Here is a 24,517-nt window from a genome sequence, read left to right on the forward strand (position 1 = left end):
CCGGCCAGCACGCCGGAACGAGACGTGACGAGCTGGGGGACGCGCATGACCGAAACCACCTTGATCGCCGTGAAGCCCGAGATCGCTTCGCGGGCCCATGTCGATGCCGCCGGCTACCAGGCGATGTTCGAGGCCGCCGCGCGCGACCCCGATGCCTTCTGGGCGCGCGAGGCGCAGGACCGCATCGCCTGGATGCGGGCGCCGACGGTCATCAAGAACACGGATTTCGGCGCCGCATCCGGCCAGGTCTCGATCAAGTGGTTCGAGGACGGTGTGCTCAACGCCTCCGTCTCCTGCCTCGACCGGCATTTGGCCACGCGCGGCGACCAGGTGGCGATCATCTGGGAGGGGGATGATCCCAGCAGCGATGCCAAGGTCACCTACCGGGAGTTGCACGGGCGCGTCTGCCAGTTGGCGAATGCGATGCGCGGCCTGGGCGTCGCCAAGGGCGACCGGGTCTGCATCTACCTGCCGATGATCGTCGAGGCCGCGGTCGCCATGCTCGCCTGCGCCCGCATCGGCGCGGTGCATTCCATCGTCTTCGGCGGCTTCTCGCCGGACAGCCTGGCCTCGCGCATCCAGGATTCGGAATGCACGATGCTGATCACGGCGGATGAGGGCCGCCGCGGCGGCCGCCGCGTGCCGCTGAAGGCCAATGCGGACGAGGCGCTGAAGACCTGCCCCTCCATCCGGCACGTCATCGTCGCCCGCAACACCGGCGGCAGCGTGGCGATGCAGGACGGCCGCGACCACTGGTGGTCGGAGGCCTGCGACAGCCAGGCGCGCGATGCGGCACCGGAGCCGATGGGGGCGGAGGACCCGCTGTTCATCCTGTATACCAGCGGCAGCACCGGCAAGCCGAAGGGCGTGCTGCACACCACCGGCGGCTACATGGTCTGGGCGTCCTTCACCCACCAGAACGTCTTCGACTACCGCGACGGCGAGATCTACTGGTGCACCGCCGATGTCGGCTGGGTGACCGGCCACACCTACATCGTCTATGGCCCGCTCGCGAACGGCGCCACCACGCTGATGTTCGAGGGGGTGCCGAACTACCCCACCGTGTCGCGGTTCTGGGAGGTGGTGGACAAGCACCAGGTCAACATCTTCTACACCGCCCCCACCGCCATCCGCGCCCTGATGCGGGACGGCGAGGCGCCGGTGAAGAAGACGTCACGAGCTTCGCTGCGCATCCTCGGGTCGGTAGGCGAACCCATCAATCCCGAGGCCTGGCTATGGTATTATCGCAACGTCGGCGATGAGCGCTGCCCGGTGGTGGATACCTGGTGGCAGACGGAGACCGGCGGAATCCTGATCAGCCCGCTGCCCGGCGCCATCGCCCAGAAGCCAGGCTCCGCCACACTGCCGCTGCCCGGCGTGCAGCCGGCGCTGGTGGACAACGAGGGCAACCTTCTGGACGGCGCCACCGAAGGCAATCTGGTGATCCTGGATAGCTGGCCGGGCCAGATGCGCACGGTCTATGGCGACCATGAACGCTTCCAGCAGACCTACTTCTCCACCTTCCCCGGCAAGTATTTCACCGGCGACGGCGCCCGGCGGGATGCCGATGGCTACTGGTGGATCACCGGGCGCGTCGACGACGTCATCAACGTCGCCGGGCACCGGATGGGTACGGCGGAGGTGGAATCCGCGCTGGTGGCGCATCCGAAGGTGGCGGAGGCCGCCGTGGTCGGCATGCCGCACGACATCAAGGGCCAGGGCATCTACGCCTATGTCACGCTGAAGACCGGCGAGGAGCCGACCGAGGCGCTGCGCCGCGAACTCGTCGCCTGGGTGCGCAAGGAGATCGGACCGATCGCCTCCCCGGATGCGATCCAGTGGGCGCCGGGCCTGCCGAAGACGCGCTCCGGCAAGATCATGCGCCGCATCCTGCGCAAGATCGCGGCCAACGAGACGGAGGCGCTGGGGGATACCTCGACGCTGGCGGACCCTGGGGTGGTGCAGGATCTGGTGGACAACCGGATCCGGTAGTCTGCGCAGGCCCCCCTCACCCAACCCTCTCCCCCTGGAGGGGGAGAGGGCTAGCCTGGCACCACGGGCACGGGAAGCACGCCGAGGGCGGGGCGGGCGAACAGGAAGCCCTGCATCGCCCGCACGCCGAGGCCGCGCAGCGCGGCGAGTTCGCCCGGCGTCTCGATGCCCTCCACCACCGGCACCATGCCGAAGGCGCGCAACTGTTCCAGCGTCTGGCGCACCCGCTCCAGCCGCTCAGGGTCCTGGTCCAGGCCCATGATGACCTCCCGCGCGATCTTGGCACCGTCCGGCCGCCAGACCAGCAGCAGCGGGATGCGGGCATGGCCGGTGCCGACATCGTCGAGCGCGATGCGCAGGCCGCGCCGCTGCAGCGCGGCCAGCGTCGCGGCCAGCGCCTGCGGGTCCTCCACCGGCTCCATCTCGCTGATCTCGAAGACCAGGCGGTCGGTCGGGAAGCCCATGGCCTCGGCATCCGCCACGGTGCGGGAGGCGCAGCAGGCCGGGTCCCCCATGCAGCCGGGGAAGATGTTCAGGGTGAGGGAAGCCGGGGTCTCGGGCAGGCCGAGGCGCAGCGCCTCCGCCATCGCGCCGCGGCGGATCTCGGCGTCGAACAGGTAGCGTTGCGCCTCCGGCACCGCGGCCAGCACGCTGTGCGCGGATTGGCCCTGCGGACCGCGCACCAGCGCTTCCTGCGCCAGGGTCATCCCGGTCTCGACGTCGACGATGGGCTGGAAGGCGATGGCGAAGGGCGGGTTCACGGCAAGCCCATGGGCGGGAATCCTGCGAGGCCCTGAAGCTTGGCCACAAATGGCGGCGCGGCGCCAGCACCCGGCGGTGGTGTTGCAACGGCCGGTTTTGCAACGCAGCATCGGCCGGCATGGCCCCTCCCCCTGACGCGCACCGAACCGAACCTCAGCCCGGGGAGGCCGGGCAGACGCGCCAGTTGATCCTGGTGCTGGGGCTGGCCTGCCTCGCCTCCGTCGTCGCGATGCGGGCCTTCGACCCGCTGGTGGGCGTGCTGGCCCTGGAATTCGAGACCTCGCCGGCCTCCATCGCTCTGCTGTCCACCGCCTTCGCCCTGCCCTACGCGCTGGTGCAGCCGGTGCTCGGGCCGCTCGGCGATGCGGCGGGCAAGCGGCGCGTCATCCGCATCTGCCTGGTCGCCATGGCGGTGGCGCTGGCGGTGGCGGCGCTGGCGCCGGGCCTCACCTCCCTTACCGTGCTGCGGGTGCTGGCCGGCGCCGCGGCGGGCGGCATCTTCCCGCTCGCCATCGCCGCCATCGGCGACCAGGTGCCGATCGAGCGCCGCCAGGTGGCGCTGTCCCGCCTTCTGGTCGCGGGGCTGACCGGCAGCGCCGGCGGCGGGCTGATGGCGGCGCTGCTGGAGCCGCATATCGGCTGGCGTGGCGTGACCCTGGTCTGCGCCGCCATCGCGCTCGCCGGCCTGCCCCTGCTGCGCGACCGGAAAGGCACCCGCCCGCCGCCCGGCCGGCGCTTCGACGTGGTGGAGGCGGCGCGCCGCTACCGGCAGATCCTCGGCCTGTCCGCCGCGCGGGTGCTGTATGCCAGCGTCTTCGTCGAGGGCACGCTGATCTTCGGCGTCTTCCCCTTCATCGCGCCGACCCTGGTCGAGCGTGGCCATGGCGGCGCGGCGGAGGCGGGGCTGGCGATCTCCGCCTTCGCCATCGGGGGCTTCGTCTTCGCGGCGCTGGCGGGGTGGATGGTGCGGCACCTCGGCCAGAAGCGGATGATGCGGATGGGCGGCGTGCTGGCGGCACTCGGCATGCTGGCGCAGGCGCTGGCGCCTTCGGCCTGGGTGCTGGTGGCGGGCTGCCTGCCGCTCGGGCTCGGCTTCTACATGATGCACAGCTCCATCCAGACCCGGGTGACGGAGGTGGCGCCGGGTGCGCGCGGCAGCGCCGTGTCGCTGCACACCTTCAGCTTCTTCCTCGGCCAGTCGCTGGGGCCGGCGCTGATGGCGCTGGGGCGGGGGACGGTGGGGCCGGAATGGGCCATGGGGCTGTCTGGCGCGGGGCTGCTCGGCCTCGGCTTCTGGCTGGCACGCGGGCGCCGTTGACCGCCGCTGCCACCGTCCTGGTTCGCGATTCGCCCCCGCAGCGGAACGCAGGGTGAATCAAGGCCGGTGGCGCGCCAATCCCGCCAAACGGATTCAACGCGTTGGTCCGAGTCGCCGGAACGAATCGCTGACTCCGCGAAGTTGTTCTCTGGCCACAAGCCCTGGGGGCTTGCGGCGCGGGCAGCCACAAGCGTGTTCCGCCCGGGCCGCCCGATTCGGGAAATGCCTCAGAAGTCGGTCACGCGGCCCTTCTGTTCCCAGTCGCCGTAGCGTGTCGGCTCCGGCCCCTTCGGCCCGCCGATCTCCGGCGGCAGCGCCATGCGCACCGGCTTCTCGGCCGGCGGGTCACCGATCGGCGTCGGCGGCTTGTCGCCGGGCAGCGGCGGTTCCTGGTCCGGCGGCGGCTGGATCGGCGCCGGATCGGGCTCCGGCACGCCGGGGGGAACCCCGGGGGGTTCGGAGGGCGGCAGGGGCACCTGCTGGGCCGATGTGATCGGCGGGACGGCTGTCCCACCCTGGTGATTCGCGTTGCTCATTCCCCACATGTAGGGCCTCCTCGGCTGTGCAGGAGGGTTCTCAACGCAGCCGCAAGGCATTCGATCACGGATCAGGAGGATCGCGGCGGAATGAGCGGGTATCTGCGGACGGCGGTGCTGCTGGCGGGGCTGACCGCCCTGTTCGTCGGCGTCGGCTACGTCATCGGCGGGCAGCAGGGCATGGTCATCGCCTTCCTGTTCGCCTGCGGCACCAATCTTTTCGCCTGGTGGAACAGCGACAGGATGGTGCTGCGCATGCACAACGCGCAGCCGATCGGCCCGGCTGACGCGCCGCGGCTGTTCGAGATGACCCAGGCGCTGGCCAACCGCGCCGGCCTGCCGATGCCGGCGCTGTACGTCATCCATGAGGACCAGCCCAACGCCTTCGCCACCGGCCGCAGCCCGGAACGCGCCGCGGTCGCGGTGAACACCGGCCTGCTGGACATGATGCCGGAACGCGAGGTTGCGGGCGTGATCGCGCATGAGCTGGCGCATATCAGGAATCGCGACACGCTGATCATGACCATGACGGCGACCATCGCGGGCGCCATCGGCATGCTGGCGCAATTCGGCTTCCTGTTCGGCCGCGGCGACACGCGGCAGAACCCGCTGGGCCCGATCGGTGCCATCCTGATGATGGTGCTGGCGCCGCTGGCCGCGATGGTGGTGCAGATGGCGATCAGCCGGTCCCGCGAATACGAGGCGGACCGCATCGGCGCCGAGATCGCGGGCGACCCGGAAGGCCTGGCCGGCGCGCTGCTGCGGCTGGAGGGCTATAAGCAGGGAAGGGTGAACCAGGCGGCGGAGGCCAATCCCGCCACCGCCCACATGTTCATCATCAACCCGCTGTCGGGCCTGCGGATGGATGGGCTGTTCTCCACCCACCCGAAGACGGAAAACCGCGTCGCCGCGCTGCGGGCGCTGGGTGGCGGCGGCCTGCGGCCGCCCGTCTCCGGGCCGGGTGCGCGGCCGATGCCGGCCGCCACGGGGTCCGGTCCCTGGTCGGGGGGACCGTCCGGCCCGTGGGCCGGCGGCAGGCGCGCCGCGGCGCCACAGCGCCGCAACCCCTGGGGTCGCTAGGCGGCCTGGGCGCGGCCCGCGGTCGGGTCCAGGCGGTAGCCGCCGCCCTCGGTCACCAGCAGCCGGGCGTTGGTAGGGTCCGGCTCGATCTTCTGGCGCAGGCGGTAGATGTGGGTCTCGAGCGTGTGCGTGGTGACGGCGCTGTTGTAGCCCCACACCTCGTTCAGCAGGATCTGCCGCCCGACCGGACGGCCGCCGGCGCGGTACAGGTACTTCAGGATCGCGGCTTCCTTTTCCGTCAGCCGGATCTTGCGGTTGCGCGCCGCGTCCAGAAGCAGCTTGGCGGAGGGCCGGAAGGTGTAGGGGCCAACGCTGAACACCGCGTCCTCGGAGTTGTCGAACACCCGAAGCTGCGCCCGCAACCGCGCCATCAGCTCCGAGACCCGGAACGGCTTGGCGATGTAGTCGTTGGCCCCGGAATCGAGGCCGCGGACGATATCCTGCTCGGCATCGGCGCCGGTCAGCATCAGGATCGGCATCCGCAGTCCCTGCTTGCGCAGCTTGGCGCAGAGGTCACGGCCGTCGCCGTCCGGCAGGCCGATATCCAGGACGATGGCATCGAAGCGGGAATCCTCGGCGGACAGCCGCGCCAGCGCATCAGCGGCGGTTCCCGCTTCAGTTGCGACGAACTCTCCGTCATGAGCCAATTGTTCCGCCAGCGTCTGCCGGAGGGCCTCGTCGTCGTCCACGACGAGGATGGGGCGTGGACCGGCCATGGTAGCTCCCGTATCTGTGAGGCACCGTGACAACGGGGCCGAAGCTGATCGGTTTCACGACTCCGTGCCATCAACATCGAAATTAATGACGAGGCGGACCGATTTCGCAACTGATTGTGCCTTATCATTTGCGTGAGGAGCAAGCCTTCTGGCGCCAGATCCGTGTCAGGATACTTCACCGACCTCATGAATCAGACTGGTTCGGGGCCAGTTGCCGGGCCGGCCGTGATCCCGGCGAAGGGCCTTCCGATGCGTCGTCACGGAACGTTCTTCCGGAACGAGCCGGTTTTCTTCCGGCGGGCCCCCTGTCAAACGCCATGGGCGCGCCACATTCGGGCCTACCAATGGCTTCGTCACCGAACGCCGGAAACACACGGGAACCATGGCCCCTCTCGCTTCCCAGCGCCCCAGTGGCGCGACCGATGCCGCCTTGCCCGACCACCGGGTCCTGGCGCTGCGTGCCGTCCACCGCGCCGCGAGCGAATTGCGGCGCGGCACCCCTGTCCTGATCACCGGCCCGGATGGCGCCCTGGTGGTGGCCGCCGCGGAAACGGTTTCCGCCCGCGGCCTGGCCGACCTGTCCAACGCCGCGCGCGGGCCGGCGGTGCTGCTGCTGGCCCCGGTCCGGGCTGCCGCCGTGCTGCAACGCCCGGTGCCGCAGGGCCTCGGCGTGGCCGCCATCGGCACCGCGTCCGAGATGGGCGCCGTCGCGCTGCGCCTGCCGTCCACGCTGCTCGACCCGGCCGCGCTGCGTTCGCTGGCCGACCCGACGGCGGAGCGCCTGCTGCCGGAACAGCCGGAACGCACCGCCATGCCGGCGCATGCGCTGACCGCCATCGCGCTGGCCAAGCTGGCGCGGCTGCTGCCGGCGCTGGTCGTGGCGCCGGCCACGGAAACCGCCGGCGCCTGGCTCGACCTGCTGAGCGTTTCGGCCGCGGACGTGCTGGCCTACCCGGTCGATGCGCCCGCCACGCTGACCCGCGTGGCGGAAGCCCGCGTACCGCTGGAGGATGCGCCGGAGGCCCGCATCGTCGCCTTCCGCGCCGCCGATGGCGGGATCGAGCACCTGGCCATCCTGGTGGACAGTGTCGCCCCGCAGCCCGGCCCAGGGGGCAGCGCCGTGCCGCTGGTGCGCATCCATTCGGAATGCTTCACCGGCGACCTGCTGGGCAGCCTGCGCTGCGACTGCGGCCCGCAGCTGCGCGGCGCCATCCAGCGCATGGCGGCCGACCCGGCCGGTGGCGTGCTGATCTACCTGGCGCAGGAAGGACGCGGCATCGGGCTGGTGAACAAGCTGCGCGCCTACACGCTGCAGGACCAGGGCCTGGATACGCTGGATGCCAACCGCGCGCTCGGCTACGGCGCCGATGAGCGGAATTTCTGGGTGGCGGCGGAAATGCTGCGCGCGCTGGATGTGAAGCGGGTGCGGCTGCTGACCAACAACCCGGACAAGCTGGCCGGCCTCGCCGCCTGCGGCATCGCCGTGGAACAGCGGGAGGCGCATCAGTTCGAGGGCAATGGAGTCAATGACGGCTACCTCGAGACCAAGGCCCGCCGCTTCGGCCACCTGCTGACCTGACGGCACGCCGCTTGCCTTCCCCTGGCCCGGCTGCCAAGGCCACGGGGAATGCACGCCATGACCATCACCGCCACGTCGCCACCGCCCGACCTGCTGCCGCGGCTGCGGGAGGATGAGCACGTGCCGGTGCCCGGAACCCTCGACTTTGACCAGGTGTTGCGGGCGCTGAACCCGCTGCAGCATCTGCCGGTGGTCGGCACGATCTACCGGGCGCCGACGGGCGAAGGCCTCAGCCCGGCGCTCCGGGTGCTGGGCGCCGGGGTGCTGGGCGGGCCGGTCGGGATGCTGTCGGCCGCCGTCCTGTCCGCCATCGAGGAAGCCACGGCCGGCCCGCGGGAGAGCCCTCGGCATGGATGAGCCGGGCTGGGCGCTGGTGACGCGGGACGGGCTTTTCCGCTTCCAGGGCGAGACGCTGCGCTGCGCGCTCGGCAAGGGCGGCGTGGTGCCGGCGACGCGCAAGCAGGAAGGCGATGGCGCCACGCCGGCCGCGCGGATGCCGCTGCGCCGGGTGCTCTACCGTGCCGACCGCGGCCTGGCGCCGGCCTGTGCCGTGGCGGTGGAACCGCTGGCGCCCGCGGATGGCTGGTGCGACGACGCAGGCGACCGCGCCTACAACCGCCCGGTCCAACTGCCCTTCGATGGGCGGCATGAGGCGCTGTGGCGGATGGATGCGGTGTACGACATCATCGGCATCCTGGGCTGGAACGACGATCCGGTGGAGCGCGGCCGCGGCAGCGCCATTTTTCTCCATATCGCCAGACCGGATCTTGGTCCGACGGAGGGCTGCGTGGCCCTCGCGCTGCCCGACCTGCGACGGGTCCTGGCGGCCGGGCTGCGCGGAATTTCCGTATCGGCCGGATAGGTCACACGCCAAGGTGATGGCTCGGCGCGCGACCGCGCCGCGCCCGCCGGCTTCTCTCCTCGTACAGGGGAGGCTTCATCATGCAACAGGTCCTGCGCGCCGCGGCCATCGCGGCGTTCTGCTTCAGCGCGCCGACGCTGGCCGCCGCGGAAGGCGAACGCAAGCGCATCTGGTTCGCCACCGCCTATGTGCACCAGTTCACCAACTCCAACCTCGCCGACATCCCGGTCGGCCTCGCCACCGGCAACTGGTCGCTGGAGCGCAGCTATTTCAGCTCCGTCGCGCTGAACCGCGTGCTGGTGCCACGCCTGCCGCTGGACCTGCCGCTGGTCGGCCGGCTGCTGGATGGTGGCTCGCTGGAGCTGGAAGGCCAGTTCGGGCTGCATTCCGGCCTGCAGAGCCATACGGAGGCGACGCTCGCGCTGGTGTGGCGCACGCCGGACTACGCGCTGCCGCTCGGCACGCGGATGAACTTCGCCGTCGGCGAGGGCCTGTCCTACGCCCTGGCGCGTCCGGCCTTCGAAGGGGTGGTGAACGAGGCCCAGCCGCGCCGCTTCCTGAACTACCTGGCCTTCGAGGCGGAGATTTCCCACGAACGGCTGCCGCGGGTGGCGCTGGTGCCGCGCATCCACCACCGCTCCGGCATCTTCGGGCTGATCGCGCCGCAGGGCAGCGGGTCGAACTTCGTCGGCCTCGGGCTGCGGCTCACGCTGCAGTAGGCGCGAGGCCGAAGCCGCGGCCGGGGACGGAGGCGAGCAGCGCCTGGGTGTAGGCGTGCCGGGGGCGCTCGAAGACCTCCCCGATCGGGCCCTGCTCCACCACCTCTCCGTCCTTCATCACCGCCACCAGGTCGCAGACCTGGGCTGCCACCCGCAAATCATGCGTGATGAAGACCAGCGACAGGCCGAGCCTTTCGCGCAGCTCTGCCAGCAGCCGCAGCACCTGCGCCTGCACCGAGACATCCAGTGCCGAGACCGGCTCATCCGCCACCAGCACCTCCGGCTCCAGCGCCAGGGCGCGGGCCAGGCCGATGCGCTGGCGCTGGCCGCCGGAGAATTCATGCGGGAAACGCTCGGTGGCGGCGGGGTCCAGCCCGACCAGGGCGAACAGCTCGCGCGCCCGGCGTAGTGCCTCGGCGCGCGGCATCCCGTGGATCATCGGGCCCTGCGCCACCAGTTCGCCGGCCCGGCGGCGCGGGTTCAGCGAGCCATAGGGGTCCTGGAACACCATCTGGATGCGCTTCGCCTCCCGCCGCATCCGGCCGCGGCTCAGCGCCGTGAGGTCCAGGCCATCGAGGCTGACGCGGCCGCCATCGGGCTCGATCAGCCGCACCAGGCAGCGGGCCAGGGTGGATTTGCCGGAGCCGGATTCGCCGACGATGCCGAGCGTGGCACCCTTCGGCAGCGTCAGCGTCACGCCGCGCACCGCATGCGTCACGCGGCCGCCACGGCCGAGGAAGCCGCCGGTGCGATACGTCTTGACCACGTCCTGCATCACCAGGATGGGCTCCGCGCTGATGGCGCGCGGGGCGCGAGCGGCCAGCGGCGGGACGGCGGCGATCAGCGCCTGGGTGTAGGCGTGGCGCGGTGCGTTCAGCACCTGCGCGGCGGGGCCTTCCTCCACCACCACGCCGTGCTGCATGACGGCGACGCGATCGGCGATTTCCGCCACCACGCCGAAATCATGCGTGATGAACAGCACCGCCGTGCCCTTGCGGCGCTGGAGGTCCTTGATGAGGTGCAGGATCTGCGCCTGCGTCGTCACGTCCAGCGCCGTGGTCGGCTCATCCGCGATCAGCACGCGGGGGTCCAGCGCCAGGGCCATGGCGATCATCGCGCGCTGGCGCTGGCCGCCCGAGAGTTCATGCGGGTAGGCACGCGCGGCCTGGCGCGGGTCCGGGATGCGCACTTCCTCGAGCAGCGCCAGGACCCGCGCCTCGATCTCGGCGCCGGACAGCTGCGTGTGGATGCGGAACATCTCGCCGATCTGGTCGCCGACGCTGATCAGCGGGTTCAGCGCCGTCATCGGTTCCTGGAACACCATGGCGATGCGGGCGCCGCGCAGCCTGCGCATCGCGTCCTCCCCGGCCGCGGCGAGGTCCTGGCCCTCGAACATCACCCGGCCGGCGGCGATGGCGACGCCGGGTGGCAGCAGGCGCATCAGGGCGCTGGCCGTCATCGACTTGCCGGAGCCGGATTCGCCCACGACGCAGAGGATCTCGCCGGCGTTCAGCGCCAGCGTCACCTCGCTCAGCGCGTGCGGCCGGTCGGCGCCCTTGGGCAGGGAGACGGTGAGCCGCTCGATCTCAAGAACGGAAGTCATCGCCCGCGCAGCCGCGGGTTCAGCGCATCGTTCAGCCCCTGGCCGACCAGCGACACGGCCAGCACCGTGACCAGGATGGCGACGCCCGGAATGGCGGAGACGTACCACTGCACCCGCAGCACATCCCGCCCCAGGCCGATCAGGTTGCCCCAGGAGGCGACGTTGGGATCGGACAGCCGCAGGAAGGCCAGCGCCGATTCCAGCAGGATCGCCACCGCCATGACGACGGAGGCATAGACGATGATGGGCGGCAGCGCGTTGGGCAGGATTTCGCGGAAGATGATCCGCAGGTCGCCCATGCCCAGCGTGCGGCAGGCCTGGACGAATTCGCGGTTGCGCAGCGTCAGGAACTCCGCCCGCGTCAGCCGCGCCGGCGCGGGCCAGGAGACGACGCCGATGGCGATGGTGACGGTGGTGATGTCGGACCCGAACACGGCCACCAGCACCAGCAGCAGCAGGAAGTTGGGCAGGGTCTGGAACGCCTCGGTGATGCGCATCAGCACATCGTCCACCCAGCCGCCATGGTAGCCGGCCAGCGCGCCGATGCAGATGCCGACCAGGATGGCGATGGCCGTCGCCACCACGCCGATCAGCAGGGAGATGCGCGCGCCGTGGAAGATCTGCGCCGCGATGTCCCGCCCGGAATTATCCGTGCCGAGCGGAAAGCGGGGATTGCCCGCGGGCCATTGCAGCGGGCGCCCGGCCAGCGCCAGCGGGTCGCGCGGGAACAGCCAATCCGCCGAGATCGCCATGGCGACCACCGCCAGCAGCAGCACCAGCCCGATCATCGCCGGCGGGCTGCGCAGGTAGCCGCGCAGGAAACCCCTCATGGTCCGATCCGGGGATCGAGGCGGGCATACAGCAGATCCACCAGGAAATTCACGCAGATCACCAGGATCGCCGAGACGAAGACGATGCCGAGCAGCGTGTTGAGATCCCGCTGCACCACCGATTCATAGGCCAGCCGTCCGAGGCCGGGCAGCGAGAACACGCTTTCCACCACCACGGACCCGCCCAGCATGGTGCCGGTCTGCAGGCCGATCAGCGTCACCATCGGCAGCAGCGCGTTGCGCAGCACGTGCCGCACCACCACCCGCGTCTCGTCCAGCCCCTTGGCGCGGGCGGTGCGGACGAAATCCAGCGTCAGTACCTCCAGCATCGAGGCACGCATGATGCGCAGGTAGATCGCCAGGAAGATCAGCCCGAGCGTCAGCGTCGGCAGCACCAGGTGGGTCGCGATGTCCAGCGTGCGCCGCAGGCCGGTGTAGCCGGCGCCGATCTCCTCGAACCCGCCGGCCGGCAGCCATTGCAGGTGGACGGAGAACAGCACGATGGCCATCAGCCCGAACCAGAAGGACGGCGTGGCGTAGAACACCAGGCCCAGCGTCGAGATCAGCGAATCCGTCCAGCCATTCACCCGCCGCGCCGCCAGCACGCCGAGCACCAGGCCGAAGAAGAAGGCGAAGGACAGGGCGGCCACCATCAGCAGCAGCGTGGCCGGCAGCCGCTCGAAGATCACGGTCGCGACCGGCTTGCCGTAGATCGAGGAAAAGCCAAGGTCGAAGCGCACCAGCCGCCACATGTAGTTGGCGAGCTGCGCCGGGACGGAAAGGTCGAGCCCCATCGCGGCGCGCATCTCGGCGGCGGAGCGCGCATCGGCGCCGCCGCCGGTCTGCGCGATCAGCGCATCCACCGCATCGCCCGGCGCCAGTTGCAGCAGCAGGAAGATGCCGATGAGGATCAGCAGCAGGGTGGGCAGGGAGGACAGGAGCCGGCGGCCGGCGAGGGTGAGGACGCGCATCGCTATGAACTCATCCTGCGAGGCCCCCCTCACCCAACCCTCTCCCCCCCGGGGGGGAGAGGGCTGCGCAGGCTTGGCGCACAGCGCCTAGCCGAAGCGGGTGAGGGGGGAGCAGCGCCGCATCCACCAAATCACGAGGCCAGCCACAGGTCGTGCCAGGAGGACGAGGCCCAGCGCGGGTTGTTGGCGTAGTTGCGCAGCCGCCTGTTGAAGACCGAGACGAAGATCTGCTCGATCGGCATCCACAGCGGCAGCTCCGTGTTCACGCGCTTCACGAAATCCGCGTAGAGCGCCTTGCGCCGCGCCGGGTCCAGCTCGGTCTGCGCCGCATCCATGATCCGGTCGGCCTCGGCGTCGGTCCAGCCCCACTGGTTGGTCCAGGGCGCGCCCTTGGGCTGGCCGGACCGGTACCAGACGCTGGTCGAGACCGCCGGGTCGTTGCGGTACTGGTGCCAGCCGGTCGCCAGGTCGAAGTTCCAGTCGTTGTAGACGGTGCGCAGGAAGCCCGCGGCATCCAGCCGCACGATCTCGACGCGGATGCCGACTTCCTGCAGCGACTGCTGGATGAAGGTGGACCACAGCGCGATGTCCTCGCCCCAGGGTGCGGGGTTGAGCCGCAGCGTGAAGCGCACGCCGCCGGCCCCGCGGCGATGCCCCGCCTCGTCCAGCAGCGCATTCGCGCGGCGTCGGTCGAAGGGGTACTGCGGCATCGGCTCCGTCGGGTAGTAGTCGGCCGAGACGGACGGGATCGGGCCGGTGCCGAGCTTGGCGAAGTCACCCAGGAAGTTCTCGATGAAGAAGGGCACGTCGATGGCATGCGCGATGGCGCGGCGCACGCGGAGATCGGCCAGCGTCGGGTTGCGGAAGTTGAACTCCAGCGTGTTGGTCCGCGCGTTGCCCTCGTTGCCCTTGGTCGTGACCTCGAAGCGCGGATCGCGGCCGAGGCGTTGCAGGTCCGCGATGGTCAGCGAGGAATACGGGCTGAACAGGATCTGCCCGGCCTCCATCTGCGCCGCGGCCGCGGAGCGGTCGCTGACCACGCGCCAGACCACGCGGTCCAGGTAGGGCAGGTTGTTGCGCCAGTAGTTCGGGTTGCGCTCCGCGATGATGTACTGGCCGCGCTCGTATTGCAGGAACTTGAACGGGCCGGTGCCGATGGGCGCGGTGTTGGCCGGGTTCTGCCGGATGTCGGTGCCTTCGTAGACATGCTTCGGCGAGATGTAGCCGAGGTCCGGCAGCGCCCGCAGCAACAGGCCGAGCGGCATCGGGCGGGAATAGCGGAACACGGCGGTGTGCGCGTCCGGCGTCTCCACCGCGTCCAGGAACTGCTGCAGCGCCGAGCCGTAGTTGAGAATCTTCTTCCACATCTCCATCGCCGTGAACTGCACGTCCGCGGCGGTGAAGGGGCGCCCGTCATGCCAGGTGACGCCGCGCCGCAGCTTGAAGGTGATGGCGAGGCCGTCGGGCGAGCTTTCCCAGCTTTCCGCCAGGCAGGGGCTCGGGCGGCCCGCGGAATCGAGGTCGACCAGCGGTTCCTGGATCTTCCCGCCAACGATGTAGACGCCGGTTGAGGCCTGGAGCGACGGATTCAGGATGCGCTGCTCGGTGGCGAAATGCACCGTCATCACGCCGCCACGTCGCGGCTGTTCTTGCGCGAGGCTCTTTTCTGGAAACAACACGCTGCCGGCAAGCGCGGCGGAGGTCAGCATTGTCGCGCGACGCGTCAGGTCCATGGCGGGCATCCTCTGGGCGATCGTCTGTGCGCTGCAACATGGGGGGTTCGCCCCCCCCGGGTCAACACAAGCTCAGGCTTCCACGAGTCGCAGCAGCAGGCCGTTGGCGCGCGCGGCCGGAACGGCAACGGCCTCGCCCGCCGCGACGCCGAGTGCGCGGCCCGCCGCCGCCAGGTCGCGCGTGCCGAGCACCAGCGCGGCGGCGCCTTCCTCCGGCAGTCCGTCGAGTAGGATGCCGGGGTGGCGACGCGACAGGGCATCCCGGCCGAGGAACAGGAACTCCGCGCGACCGGCACCGGATTCGACGCGCCAGGCGCCATCCTCCACGGCCTCCGCCGTGCGGTCGATCAGCGACGCCAGCTCCGCCGCACCGGCCTGCGGATCGCGCGCCAGCACCTCGATCCGCACCAGGCGGCTCGCACCGTTGGCGTGGGATTGCAACGAGGGGATCCAGACATTCTCCCGCGTCATATGCTGGCAGGCGAAGATGCCGAGGCCGGCGGGGCGGGCGCTGCGCGGCCATTGGAAGACGTTGAAGCGCGCCTCCGCCTCGCCACCCTCGGGCAGCGTCACCGGGCGGCCGAAGCTGATCGGGCCGACTGCCGCGATGCCCTTGGCGCGCAGTTCGTCGGCGCCGGCGGCGGCATCGTCCGTGGTGAAGGCGGCGCGATCCAGACCTTCCCGCACATCCAGGAAGGCGCGCATCGGCGCGTTGTGTTCGGTCGGCGCCAGCACGCCCAGCAATTCGAGGTAGTCCTCGCCGAACATGATGGTGTAGTTGCCCGACCCCATATGGGCGCTGTGCGTGCCACGCGGGGAGACGGTGAAGCCGAGCGCGCGCCAGGCCGCCGCCGCCGCATCCAGATCCCGCACCGCGACCACCACATGGTCCACGCCGATCACATGCTTCAGCGCCATGCCGCAAACTCCCCGTTCCTCCGGCGCATGACAGCGGATCGGGCGCAGCTTCGCAACGGCCCTTGAGCGGCGGCGCGGCCGGGTCTTTGATGCAGCGCACCCTGATTGGAGCCCCTGCCCATGGCCGTGACCTGGCCGCCGTCCCTCTGGGCGCATGTCTCGCCGCCCGGCCCGGACCTTCCCATGCTGGAAGGTGACGTGACGACGGAAGCGGTGGTGGTCGGCGCCGGCTTCACCGGCCTGTCCACCGCGCTGCACCTGCGGGAGGCCGGCATCCCCACCGTGGTGGTGGAGGCCGCCGAGCCCGGCTGGGGTGCCTCCGGCCGCAACAACGGGCAAGTGATCCCGACCCTGTCGCGGCACGACCCGGCCGCGATCATCGCGCGCCACGGGGATGCCGGGCTGCGTTTCGTGCATGTCCTGCGCGACAGCGCCAGCATCCTGTTCGACCTGGTGCGCCGCCACGACATCGCGGCGGAGGCCGAGCAGGCCGGCTGGCTGCAACCGGTGCATACCCCGGGCCGCATGAAGATTGCGGAACGCCGCGTGAAGGACTGGGGCAGCCACGGCGCGCCAGTGGAGCTCATCGACCGCGCCCGCATGCGCGACCTGCTGGGCAGCGAGGCCTGGTTCGGCGGCTGGTCGAACAGCAGCGGCGGCCACATCAACCCGCTGATGCTGGCGCGCGGCATGGCGCAGGCAGTGCTGACAGCGGGTGCGACGATCTACGCGCGGTCTCCGGCGCAGAAGGTGGAACACCGCGACGGGCGATGGGTCGTGCAGACGGCGCGCGGCACCGTCACCGCCCGCGCCCTGGTGCTGGCAACCCACGCCTATACCGGCGAATTCTCCCGCGAGCTGGCGCCGGAGATCGCGAAGGAGGTGGTGCCGACGCTGTCCTGGCAGATGGCGACCCAGCCCATCGGCCACAACGTCGCCGGCAGCATCATCCCCGGCCGGCAGGCGATGTCCGACACGCATGGGGAGTTGTACTTCACCCGCTGGGATGCGCGCGGTCGGCTGGTGACGGGCGGCGCGGTGGCGATCCCGCTGAACCAGGCAGCGAGGCTGCGGCCGATGATCGCCGCGCGGCTGCAGAAGCTGTGGCCGCAACTGGGTGAGGTCAGCTTCGACCATGTCTGGAGCGGCTATATCGGCATGACGCCGGACTACTTTCCGCGGCTGCACCGGCTGGGGCCGGATGGCTACGCCTGGGCCGGCTGCAACGGCCGCGCGGTGGCGCTCTCGGTCGCGCTGGGCCGGGAGTTCAGCCGCGCCGTGCAGGGTACGCCGGAGACCGAACTCGGCCTGCCCTTCACCAGGCCGACGCCGATCCCGCTGCACGGCATCGCCCGCCGCGTCGCGCCGCTGATGCTGAACCTGTATCGCTGGCGCGACGCGCGTGAGGTGTAGTCCTTTGTAGGTCGCATTTTCCGAGTCGTCCGGCGTGTCCGCCGGACTTGAAAATGCTTCAGCTGTTCCAGCTCCGCGTGCTGATGATGAGCGTCGCCTCGATGCCCGGCCGGCTTTTCTGCACGATCGGGATCCGGAACTCGACGTGGTCATCCGCCTCGGTGCAGTCGGCGAAGGCGGTGGTGGCGTTGGGCGTGCGGCTGTCGAAGCCGTAGCGCAGGCGCCAGCCCTTCTTCCCGGTGGGGGGCAGCGCCTCCAGGTTCACCTTGTCGCGGAACAGATAACCGCCGGCGTAGTGGTTCTTCAGCCACAGCACGCCATCCACCACGTAGTCCGGCACCAGCACGCCGATATCGACGGCGAAGCCGAGCGAGGCGCGTGCGCTGTCCACCCGTGCATCGGCGTCCAGGTAGGCGGTGAACAGCTCGGGCCGCGCATGCGCCTTGCGGTCGATGTCGCGCGCGAATTCCGGGAACAGCTCCCCGTATTTCCGGAACACGGTGGAATTCTCCGCCGCCACGCGCCGGCTGAGATCCCAGGTGGCGCCGCGCACGCGGCTGATGCATTCGAAATGGTAGGAGGCGCGGACCTGCTTGCCCGCCGCGCGCATCGCCTCGACCTCATCCGGCAGCGTCAGCGCGGTAACGTCCAGCACGCCGTCGACGCGGACATTGCCGAACAGGAAGCGCCGGAGGTTCTGGTAGCCTTCCTCGGAATTGACGATGCCGAAGGGGCCGGAATGGCTGCGGTGGACGAAGGCGCGCGGCGCCCAGCGCGTCGGCTCGCCGGGGTTCCTGGGCGGGCCGCTGACCCCGGCATTGTACAGCCGTACCAGCCCATCGCTGAACGGCCCGGCCGCGCGCGCGACGACACCGCCGCCCACCGGGTAATCCTTGGAATTCGTACCGATCAGGCAGAAGAAGCGGTCCGGATCGAACCTTCCGGCGAGGGTGTCGACCCGTTCCGCATCCTTCGGCAGGCCGAGATATTCGCGCATCCGTGGCCGGCTGAAATTGTTGGCGCTGCCGGCGGACAGGAAGGACGGCACGTTGCCCAGCATCTCGATCTCGATGCCGTTGTGCGGCGTGGCGTAGGTGAAGACCTTGTCCACCATCGCCTTGGTCTCCGGCTTGCCGATGGCGTCGTTCTGCAGGAAGGCGCGGATGATCAACCCGCCCATGGAATGCGCGGCGAGGTTGACGCGGAATTCTTTCGGGTCGCGGCCGGCCATGTCGACGCGGTCGCGCAGCGTCTCGACCAGGCCGCCCAGATCCTCGGCGAATTCCTCGATCGTCACCTGCCGGTCCTCCCCGAAGGAGGCGGAGGCGCGTTCGTAGTAGCGGTAGATCACCACGCATTGCCGCGGCAGCTTTTCCGCGCGGTCGCTGTCCAGAAGCTGGTCGAGGCCGGCGACATAGGCGTCGCGGTAGCCGAATTCCTTCATCAGCCGGACCAGCGGCGATTCGAAATAGTGCCGCTTCACCTGGCCGGTCCAAAGCTGCCGCAGCTTCGTGGAGCCGGTGTTGAAGCCCATGTAGGGGTCGGAGACCGCTTCCTCGATGGCGCCTTCGGTGCCGGCATAGCCGCGCACGAAGATCAGCGGGTGCAGCAGCGGGCCTATGTCGCGCGCCATGGCAGTCCTCCCCGTCCGGCCTGACGGAGTCTTGCCATGCGCGGACGCCTGCCGCAACGAAACTCAGCCGTCGCGGTCGCGGGCCAACTGCGCCAGGATCTCCGGCATCCGGGCGTTGGCCTGGGCGGACAGATCCTCGAACAGGCTGTTGCCGTGGGCGTCGATACCGACGGTGACGGGGCCGAGTCCGCGCACCGCCAGCCGCACCAGGCGGTAATGCGCCACCAGGTCGTTCCAGGCGACGTCGCGCACCGCGGTGATCGCGGCCGAATGCAGCGGCGCGCCTCCGCCAAGGAACGAGAAATAGACGCAGCCGACCTCCGCCATCGCCTCCCGGCACGCCGCGTCCAGGCCGCCCTTGCCGCCCACCGCGGTCAGCCCGAAATGCCGGATCAGCCGCGGCATGATGGGGTTGAAGCGCGTGCTGGTGGTCGGGTTCATGTAGAGGATTTCGAGGCCCCCCTTCGCCGTGTCCTGGCTGTAGCTGCCGAGATGCAGCAGCGACCCGCCGTCCAGCGGGATCGGCGGGTCTTCCCCACGATCGGCGCAGGCCAGGATGCGATGATGCGTCGGCAGGCCGGCGGTGATGGTGATCTCGCCATCCAGCAGCACCATGTCGCCGGCGCGCAGGCTGCGCGCATCCTCCCGCGTCATCGGCATGGTGACGCGGCGATAGTCCCCACTCATTCCATGCGCTCCACGCTGCCGTCCGCGTGGAGGCGCGCGCGGGTGCGGCGGTTGATCCAGCAGTTGAAGCAGACGGCGACGGGCGTGTAGCCATGCCCGGCGCTGTAATCCACATGCACCGCCAGCGCCGTGGTGTCGCCGCCGGTGCCCATCGGTCCGAAGCCGGTGGCGTTGACCGCACGCAGCAGCCGTTCCTCCATCGCCGCCAGCACCGGCTCCGGGTTTGTGCTGCCGATCGGGCGGTAGGTCGCCTTGCTCGCGATCTTCGCCGCCACGTCGAAGCTGCCGCCGATGCCGACGCCGATGATCACCGGCGGGCAATGCTGCGACCCCGCCTGCATCACCGCCTTCATCACATAGGCCTCGATATCCGCCAGCGAGGGAAAGCTGAAGGTCTCCGCGGTGGCCCAGCGGCCGGAACCCAGCGCCTTGGGCTGGCAGGCGATCTCGATCCAGTCGGCCCCCGATTCCATCTCCCACGTCACCAGCGGCATGTCCTTTCCGGCATAGCCACGCTCGTTGGTCAGCGGGTTCGTCACATGCTTCAGCAGCGGCGGCTGGATGCGGCCGACCAACTCGGAGAAACCCTCGGAGATCGCGGCCTTCAGGTCGCCCTCCCACCGCGCGGCGCTGCCCAGCGTCACCCGGAATACCGGCACGCCGGCGTCGGAGCAGACGAAGCGGTCGGTCGCCTCGGCGCGCAGCGCGCTGCCCAGCATGATCTCCAGCACCCGCTGCGCGCCGGGGTGGGTTTCGGCGGCGCGGGCGCGGCGCAGCGCGTCCTTGGTGTCGTCCGGCACGCGGCGCAGCGACCAGTCATACAGCTGGGCGGTCAGCGTCTTCACGGCATCCTGGGTGATCGGCATCCTGGCCTGGCTTCCCTTCCCGTCAAAGGTCATTACCCTGGCCTTTCCAGCGATCATAGCGCGACAGGACACCCCCCATGCAAGGCACAGCCGGCGAACGACTTCTGGTGATGACGCCGGTGCCGGCGGACCTGCGCACGGCGCTGGAGGCGGCGGGGCATGAGTTGGTCGATCTCGCGGCGCAGCCGCCCGGCCCGGTGGCGGGCTTCCGCATCGGCGTCACCACCGCCATGGTCGGCTGCGATGCCGCGATGTTCGCGCGCCTGTCCGGCATGAAGCTGCTGGCCAGCACCGGCACCGGGCTGGACCGGATCGACCTGGATGCGGCACGCACACATGGCTGCGCGGTGCTGAACACGCCGGACGTGCTGACGGAGGACACCGCGGACTACGCCATCGCGATGCTGTACGGCATCGCCCGCCGGGTGGTGTACGCCGACGCCTTTGTACGGTCCGGCGCCTGGACCAAGGGGCGAGCCGAAAGCTCCACCCGGCTGTTCGGCAAGACCTGCGGCATCTTCGGCCTCGGCCGCATCGGCGCGGCTGTGGCCCGCCGGGCCCAGGGCATCGGCATGAAGGTGCTGTGGTCCGGCCCGCGGCCGAAGCCGGGGGCGCCGTGGGACTACGTGTCTGGCATCGGCGAATTGGCCGAGCGTTCCGATGCCCTGGTGATGTGCTGCCCCGGCGGGCCGGAGACGGCCGGCATCGTCGATGCGGCGCTGCTGGCGAAGCTGGGGCCGGCCGGGTTCCTGGTGAACATCGCGCGCGGTTCCGTGGTGGACGAAGCGGCCCTGGTCGCGGCGCTGCACGCCGGTACCATCCGCGGCGCGGCGACCGATGTGTTCCGGTCCGAGCCGGTGCCGGACCCAGCCATGCTGGCGGCGCCGAACCTGGTGGTGGCGCCGCACTATGCCTCCCTGACGCGGGAGACGCGGGTCGATATCATCCGGATGATCGCGCACGGCATCGAGGCCTTCCGGGCCGGCCGGCCGCACCACGACGCCACGCGGGAATAGGGCCTGGACGGCGTTAGCCGAAGCGGCCTAAGGTCATACAACTGGCCTAAAGGGGAGACTCGTCAGAATGTCCATGACGCTGCACTGGTCGCCGCGCTCGCCCTTCGTGCGCAAGGTGATGGTCTTCGCGCATGAGACCGGCCTGGCCGATCGCATCACCACGATCCGCACCGTGGTGGCGATGACCAAGCCGAACCACGACCTGCTGCCGGAAAACCCCATCGGCAAGATCCCGACCCTGCGGCTGGAGGATGGCAGCGTCCTGTATGACAGCGGCGTCATATGCGAATACCTGGACACGCTGCATGGCGGCCCGCGCCTGATCCCGGCGGAGGGCCCGGCGCGCTGGGCGGAACTGCGCCGCCACGCGCTGGCGACCGGCCTGCTGGATATCCTGATCCTGTGGCGGAACGAGCGCGACAGGGCGCAGCCCTCCCAGGTGCTGTTCGACGCCTTCGAGCTGAAGACCCGCTCGGCCCTGGCGGCGCTGGACCGGGAGATCGACCAGATCCCCTTCGGCCTGGCCCGGATCACGCTCGGCATCCTCGGCAGCTACCTGGATTTCCGCTTCGCCGACCTCGAATGGCGCCAGGGCCATCCGCGCCTCGCCGCCTTCCACGCGGAATTCGAGAAGCGGCCCTCGATGCAGGCGACGCAGGTCGTCGACGCCTGATGGGGCCCCTCTCCCATCTACGCGTGCTGGATCTTGGCCGCATCATGGCGGCGCCCTGGGCGACGCAGGTGCTGGCCGATCTCGGCGCGGACGTCATCAAGATCGAACGCCCCGGCGTCGGCGACGACACCCGCGCCTGGGGACCGCCCTTCCTGAAGGACCGCGAGGGCCGCGCGACCAAGGAGGCCGGGTATTTCCTGGCGGTGAACCGCGGCAAGCGGTCCGTGACCATCGACATCACGAAGCCGGAAGGCCAGGCCGTGGTGCGCCGCATCGCCGAGACCGCGGACATCGTGGTGGAGAACTTCAAGGCCGGCGCGCTGGCTCGCTACGGCCTCGATGCCGCCAGCCTGCGTGCGCTCAAGCCCAGCCTGATCTGCTGTTCCGTCACCGGCTTCGGCCAGGACGGCCCGCGCCGCGACCAGGCGGCCTACGACTTCATGATCCAGGCGATGGGCGGCCTGATGAGCGTGACCGGCGCGCCCGAGACGCCGCCCCAGAAGGTCGGCGTGCCGATCGTCGACCTGATGACCGGCATGTACGCCACCGTCGCCATCCTGGCCGCCGTCGCGCGGCGCGCGGAAACCGGGCAGGGAGAAACCATCGACCTGGCGATGCTCGACGTGCAGGCGGCGTTCCTGGCGAACCAGGCGATGAACCACTTCGTCGGCGGCAAGGTGCCGGCGCGGGCGGGCAACCGCCACCCGAACATCCAGCCGCAGGACGTGTTCCCGGCCAGCGATGGCTTCATCGTGTTGGCCGTCGGCAACGACAGTCAGTTCGCGAAACTGTGCGAGGCGATCGGGCAGCCGGACCTCGCCCGCGATGCGCGCTTCATCCGCAACGCCGACCGCGTGCGGAACGAGGCCGTGCTGACGCCGCTCCTCACCGCGCGCTTCGCCGATTTCACCCGCGCCGAACTCACCGCGCTGCTGGATGCCGCCGGCGTGCCCTGCGGCCCGATCAACACGGTGCCGGACGTCTTCGCCGATCCGCAGATCCAGCACCGCCGGATGCTGCGCGACCTGCCGCATCCGCATGGCATGGTGCCACAGGTCGTCAGCCCGATCCGGCTGCACGATGCGCCGCTGTCCTTCGACCGCCCGCCGCCGCTGCTCGGCCAGCACACCGATGAAGTGCTGGCCGAGCTGGGCCTGGACGAGGCCGACCGCGCCGCACTGGCCGAAGGTGGCGTGACATGACGCCGCGCATTCCCCTGCCGACCCGGGAGGACCTGGACGAGGCGCAGCGCGCCGTGTGGGATCGCGTGGTGTCCGGCCCGCGCGGCCAGGTGATCGGGCCGCTGCGCGCGGCGATCCACAATGCGGAGCTGGCGGGGCGCTGGTCGGCGCTCGGCGAATCCCTGCGCTTCTCCACCAGCCTGCCGAAGCGGCTGTCCGAACTGGCGATCTGCGTCACCGGCCGGCGCTGGAGCGCGCAGGTGGAGTGGTTCGTGCATGCCCGCACCGCCGCCGAGAACGGCATCTCCGCCGAAATCCTGGACGCGATGCGCGAAGGCCGCGCGCCAATCTTCGACAAACCCGACGAGAAGCTGGTCTATGAATTCGCCCGCGCCCTGCAACAGGACGGCCGCGTGCCGGATGCGATCTACGCGCAGGCGGTGCAGGATTTCGGTGTGAAGGGCGTGGTCGAGCTGACGGCGCTGGTCGGCTACTACACCATGGTCTCGATGACCCTGAACGCGCACGGCATCCCGCTGCCCGATGGCGCCGCGGCGCCGCTGGAAGCGCCGGAGACCGGCCTGTTCCACCTGCCGGAAGCCGCACCGTGACGTTGCCGCCGGGCGCCTGCGACACCCACACCCACGTCTTCGACCCGCGCTTTCCCGCCGGTGCCTCCCCCTACGCGCTGCCGATGGCGGATCTCGCGACGCATGCGGCGATGCGGGCGCGGCTCGGCACCACGCGCGCCGTACTGGTGCAGCCCGCCCCCTATGGCCGCGACCCGGCCTGCCTGCTCGATGCGCTGGCGCGTGGCGAGGGCAGGCTGCGCGGCGTGATGATCGCGGACGAGACCGTCACGGACGCGACGCTCGAAGCCTGGCACGCGGCCGGCATCCGCGCGCTGCGCTTCGTGGAGATGCAGGCGCCGGGCGGCGGCGGCCGCTACCCCGGCAGCATCGGCGTGGGCAGCCTGCGCATCCTGGCGCCGCGGCTGCGCGCGCTCGGCTGGCAGGCGCATCTCTGGGCCAGCGCGTCGCAGCTTTCCGAATTGCTGCCCGGCCTGCTGCCACTCGGCGTGCCGCTGGTGCTGGACCATCTTGGCATGCCGGATGGGCCGGACGATCCGGCCTTCGACGCGCTGCTGCCGCATCTGCGGGACGGCGGCATCTGGGTGAAGCTGACGCTGTGCCGGGTGAAGCGGGGCGACGCCGCGCTGGAGGCGCTGCGGCCGCTGCACGATGCCCTGGTCGCCGCCAATCCGGACCGGCTGCTGTGGGGCTCCGACTGGCCCTACGTCCGCATGGACCCGCCGCCGGATGCGCGGGCCATGCTGGATCAGTGCCTCGACTGGCTGGGCGACGCGGCACTGATCCGCCGCATCCTGGTGGACAATCCAGAGCACCTGTTCGGCTTCGACTGACAACGA

At 70.4% G+C, this 24,517-nt stretch carries 24 protein-coding genes; 13 read left to right on the forward strand and 11 right to left on the reverse strand.

The annotated features are described in order from the left end of the window. The first annotated feature begins 45 nt into the window (after positions 1-45). Positions 46-1,992 (forward strand): acetate--CoA ligase, encoded by a 1,947-nt coding sequence (gene acs / locus ACFHPP_RS20270; RefSeq protein ID WP_437165052.1) that lies wholly within the window; start codon positions 46-48, stop codon positions 1,990-1,992. A 50-nt stretch (positions 1,993-2,042) separates the two neighbouring features. Here acs and ACFHPP_RS20275 read toward each other — a convergent pair whose 3' ends face one another. Then, on the reverse strand, positions 2,043-2,753 hold the full coding sequence (locus tag ACFHPP_RS20275) for an EAL domain-containing protein (RefSeq protein WP_437165053.1): 711 nt from the start codon (positions 2,751-2,753) through the stop codon (positions 2,043-2,045). A gap of 119 nt (positions 2,754-2,872) precedes the next feature. Here ACFHPP_RS20275 and ACFHPP_RS20280 point away from each other — a divergent pair, with 119 nt between their 5' ends. Then, positions 2,873-4,072 (forward strand): MFS transporter, encoded by a 1,200-nt coding sequence (locus ACFHPP_RS20280; RefSeq protein ID WP_437165054.1) that lies wholly within the window; start codon positions 2,873-2,875, stop codon positions 4,070-4,072. 227 nt (positions 4,073-4,299) lie between these two features. On the opposite strand, the gene ACFHPP_RS20285 is transcribed toward ACFHPP_RS20280, so the two are convergent. Continuing rightward, on the reverse strand, positions 4,300-4,506 hold the full coding sequence (locus ACFHPP_RS20285) for a DUF1674 domain-containing protein (protein ID WP_437165055.1): 207 nt from the start codon (positions 4,504-4,506) through the stop codon (positions 4,300-4,302). 192 nt (positions 4,507-4,698) lie between these two features. Here ACFHPP_RS20285 and htpX point away from each other — a divergent pair, with 192 nt between their 5' ends. After that, positions 4,699-5,688 carry a zinc metalloprotease HtpX gene (gene htpX / locus ACFHPP_RS20290; protein ID WP_437165056.1) on the forward strand — a complete coding sequence of 330 codons (990 nt, stop codon included), beginning with the start codon at positions 4,699-4,701 and terminating at the stop codon, positions 5,686-5,688. Here the strand turns inward: htpX and ACFHPP_RS20295 are convergent. Further along, on the reverse strand, positions 5,685-6,404 hold the full coding sequence (locus tag ACFHPP_RS20295) for a response regulator transcription factor (protein ID WP_437165057.1): 720 nt from the start codon (positions 6,402-6,404) through the stop codon (positions 5,685-5,687). The two genes, htpX and ACFHPP_RS20295, sit on opposite strands and share 4 nt — an antisense overlap. 382 nt (positions 6,405-6,786) lie before the next feature. On the opposite strand from ACFHPP_RS20295, the gene ribA reads away from it, so the two are divergent. The 4 genes from ribA to ACFHPP_RS20315 all read left to right on the forward strand — a co-directional run bounded on the left by ribA (position 6,787) and on the right by ACFHPP_RS20315 (position 9,564). Next, a complete protein-coding gene (ribA, locus tag ACFHPP_RS20300) occupies positions 6,787-7,983 on the forward strand; it encodes a GTP cyclohydrolase II RibA (RefSeq protein WP_437165058.1) in 1,197 nt (398 codons plus the stop codon). Positions 7,984-8,040: 57 nt separating this feature from the next. Next, entirely contained in the window at positions 8,041-8,340 is a 300-nt protein-coding gene (locus ACFHPP_RS20305; protein WP_437165059.1) for a hypothetical protein, read from the forward strand. Beyond that, positions 8,333-8,845: a L,D-transpeptidase family protein gene (locus ACFHPP_RS20310; protein WP_437165060.1), complete on the forward strand. Its 513-nt coding sequence runs from the start codon at positions 8,333-8,335 to the stop codon at positions 8,843-8,845. Before ACFHPP_RS20305 ends, ACFHPP_RS20310 begins: the two co-directional genes overlap by 8 nt. 80 nt (positions 8,846-8,925) lie before the next feature. Continuing rightward, positions 8,926-9,564, forward strand: a complete 639-nt coding sequence (locus ACFHPP_RS20315) for a hypothetical protein (protein ID WP_437165061.1) — start codon at positions 8,926-8,928, stop codon at positions 9,562-9,564. Here ACFHPP_RS20315 and ACFHPP_RS20320 read toward each other — a convergent pair. The 5 genes from ACFHPP_RS20320 to ACFHPP_RS20340 form a co-directional block, all read right to left on the reverse strand. Then, positions 9,551-11,167 carry an ABC transporter ATP-binding protein gene (locus ACFHPP_RS20320; protein ID WP_437165062.1) on the reverse strand — a complete coding sequence of 539 codons (1,617 nt, stop codon included), beginning with the start codon at positions 11,165-11,167 and terminating at the stop codon, positions 9,551-9,553. The two genes, ACFHPP_RS20315 and ACFHPP_RS20320, sit on opposite strands and share 14 nt — an antisense overlap. Continuing rightward, the gene (locus tag ACFHPP_RS20325; protein WP_437165063.1) at positions 11,164-11,997 is read right to left on the reverse strand and encodes an ABC transporter permease; all 834 of its coding nucleotides are present in this window, start codon (positions 11,995-11,997) and stop codon (positions 11,164-11,166) included. The genes ACFHPP_RS20320 and ACFHPP_RS20325 overlap by 4 nt, the downstream gene beginning before the upstream one ends. Then, positions 11,994-12,968, reverse strand: coding sequence for an ABC transporter permease (locus tag ACFHPP_RS20330; protein ID WP_437165064.1), 975 nt, complete (start codon positions 12,966-12,968; stop codon positions 11,994-11,996). The genes ACFHPP_RS20325 and ACFHPP_RS20330 overlap by 4 nt, the downstream gene beginning before the upstream one ends. Positions 12,969-13,099: 131 nt before the next feature. Next, positions 13,100-14,701 (reverse strand): ABC transporter substrate-binding protein, encoded by a 1,602-nt coding sequence (locus ACFHPP_RS20335; protein WP_437165065.1) that lies wholly within the window; start codon positions 14,699-14,701, stop codon positions 13,100-13,102. 72 nt (positions 14,702-14,773) lie between these two features. Next, positions 14,774-15,619 (reverse strand): VOC family protein, encoded by an 846-nt coding sequence (locus ACFHPP_RS20340; protein WP_437165066.1) that lies wholly within the window; start codon positions 15,617-15,619, stop codon positions 14,774-14,776. Positions 15,620-15,739: 120 nt separating this feature from the next. On the opposite strand from ACFHPP_RS20340, the gene ACFHPP_RS20345 reads away from it, so the two are divergent. After that, positions 15,740-17,032, forward strand: a complete 1,293-nt coding sequence (locus ACFHPP_RS20345) for an NAD(P)/FAD-dependent oxidoreductase (RefSeq protein ID WP_437165067.1) — start codon at positions 15,740-15,742, stop codon at positions 17,030-17,032. Positions 17,033-17,090: 58 nt separating this feature from the next. On the opposite strand, the gene ACFHPP_RS20350 is transcribed toward ACFHPP_RS20345, so the two are convergent. The 3 genes from ACFHPP_RS20350 to ACFHPP_RS20360 all read right to left on the reverse strand — a co-directional run bounded on the left by ACFHPP_RS20350 (position 17,091) and on the right by ACFHPP_RS20360 (position 20,218). Further along, positions 17,091-18,665, reverse strand: a complete 1,575-nt coding sequence (locus ACFHPP_RS20350; protein WP_437165068.1) for an esterase/lipase family protein — start codon at positions 18,663-18,665, stop codon at positions 17,091-17,093. 63 nt (positions 18,666-18,728) lie between these two features. Further along, a complete protein-coding gene (locus ACFHPP_RS20355) occupies positions 18,729-19,352 on the reverse strand; it encodes a fumarate hydratase C-terminal domain-containing protein (RefSeq protein WP_437165069.1) in 624 nt (207 codons plus the stop codon). Continuing rightward, positions 19,349-20,218: a fumarate hydratase gene (locus ACFHPP_RS20360; RefSeq protein WP_437165070.1), complete on the reverse strand. Its 870-nt coding sequence runs from the start codon at positions 20,216-20,218 to the stop codon at positions 19,349-19,351. The genes ACFHPP_RS20355 and ACFHPP_RS20360 overlap by 4 nt, the downstream gene beginning before the upstream one ends. Before the next feature lie 77 nt (positions 20,219-20,295). Here ACFHPP_RS20360 and ACFHPP_RS20365 point away from each other — a divergent pair, with 77 nt between their 5' ends. From ACFHPP_RS20365 to ACFHPP_RS20385, 5 genes are all read left to right on the forward strand, one after another. Beyond that, positions 20,296-21,234, forward strand: coding sequence for an NAD(P)-dependent oxidoreductase (locus ACFHPP_RS20365; RefSeq protein ID WP_437165071.1), 939 nt, complete (start codon positions 20,296-20,298; stop codon positions 21,232-21,234). Positions 21,235-21,301: 67 nt separating this feature from the next. Further along, the gene (locus tag ACFHPP_RS20370; RefSeq protein ID WP_437165072.1) at positions 21,302-21,907 is read left to right on the forward strand and encodes a glutathione S-transferase family protein; all 606 of its coding nucleotides are present in this window, start codon (positions 21,302-21,304) and stop codon (positions 21,905-21,907) included. Next, positions 21,907-23,109 carry a CaiB/BaiF CoA transferase family protein gene (locus ACFHPP_RS20375; protein WP_437165073.1) on the forward strand — a complete coding sequence of 401 codons (1,203 nt, stop codon included), beginning with the start codon at positions 21,907-21,909 and terminating at the stop codon, positions 23,107-23,109. The genes ACFHPP_RS20370 and ACFHPP_RS20375 overlap by 1 nt, the downstream gene beginning before the upstream one ends. Further along, positions 23,106-23,699, forward strand: a complete 594-nt coding sequence (locus tag ACFHPP_RS20380) for a carboxymuconolactone decarboxylase family protein (protein WP_437165074.1) — start codon at positions 23,106-23,108, stop codon at positions 23,697-23,699. Before ACFHPP_RS20375 ends, ACFHPP_RS20380 begins: the two co-directional genes overlap by 4 nt. Further along, a complete protein-coding gene (locus ACFHPP_RS20385) occupies positions 23,696-24,511 on the forward strand; it encodes an amidohydrolase family protein (RefSeq protein WP_437165075.1) in 816 nt (271 codons plus the stop codon). The genes ACFHPP_RS20380 and ACFHPP_RS20385 overlap by 4 nt, the downstream gene beginning before the upstream one ends. Positions 24,512-24,517: the final 6 nt, after the last annotated feature.

The organism is Falsiroseomonas sp. E2-1-a20 (assembly GCF_051433195.1).
GTDB lineage: Bacteria > Pseudomonadota > Alphaproteobacteria > Acetobacterales > Acetobacteraceae > Falsiroseomonas.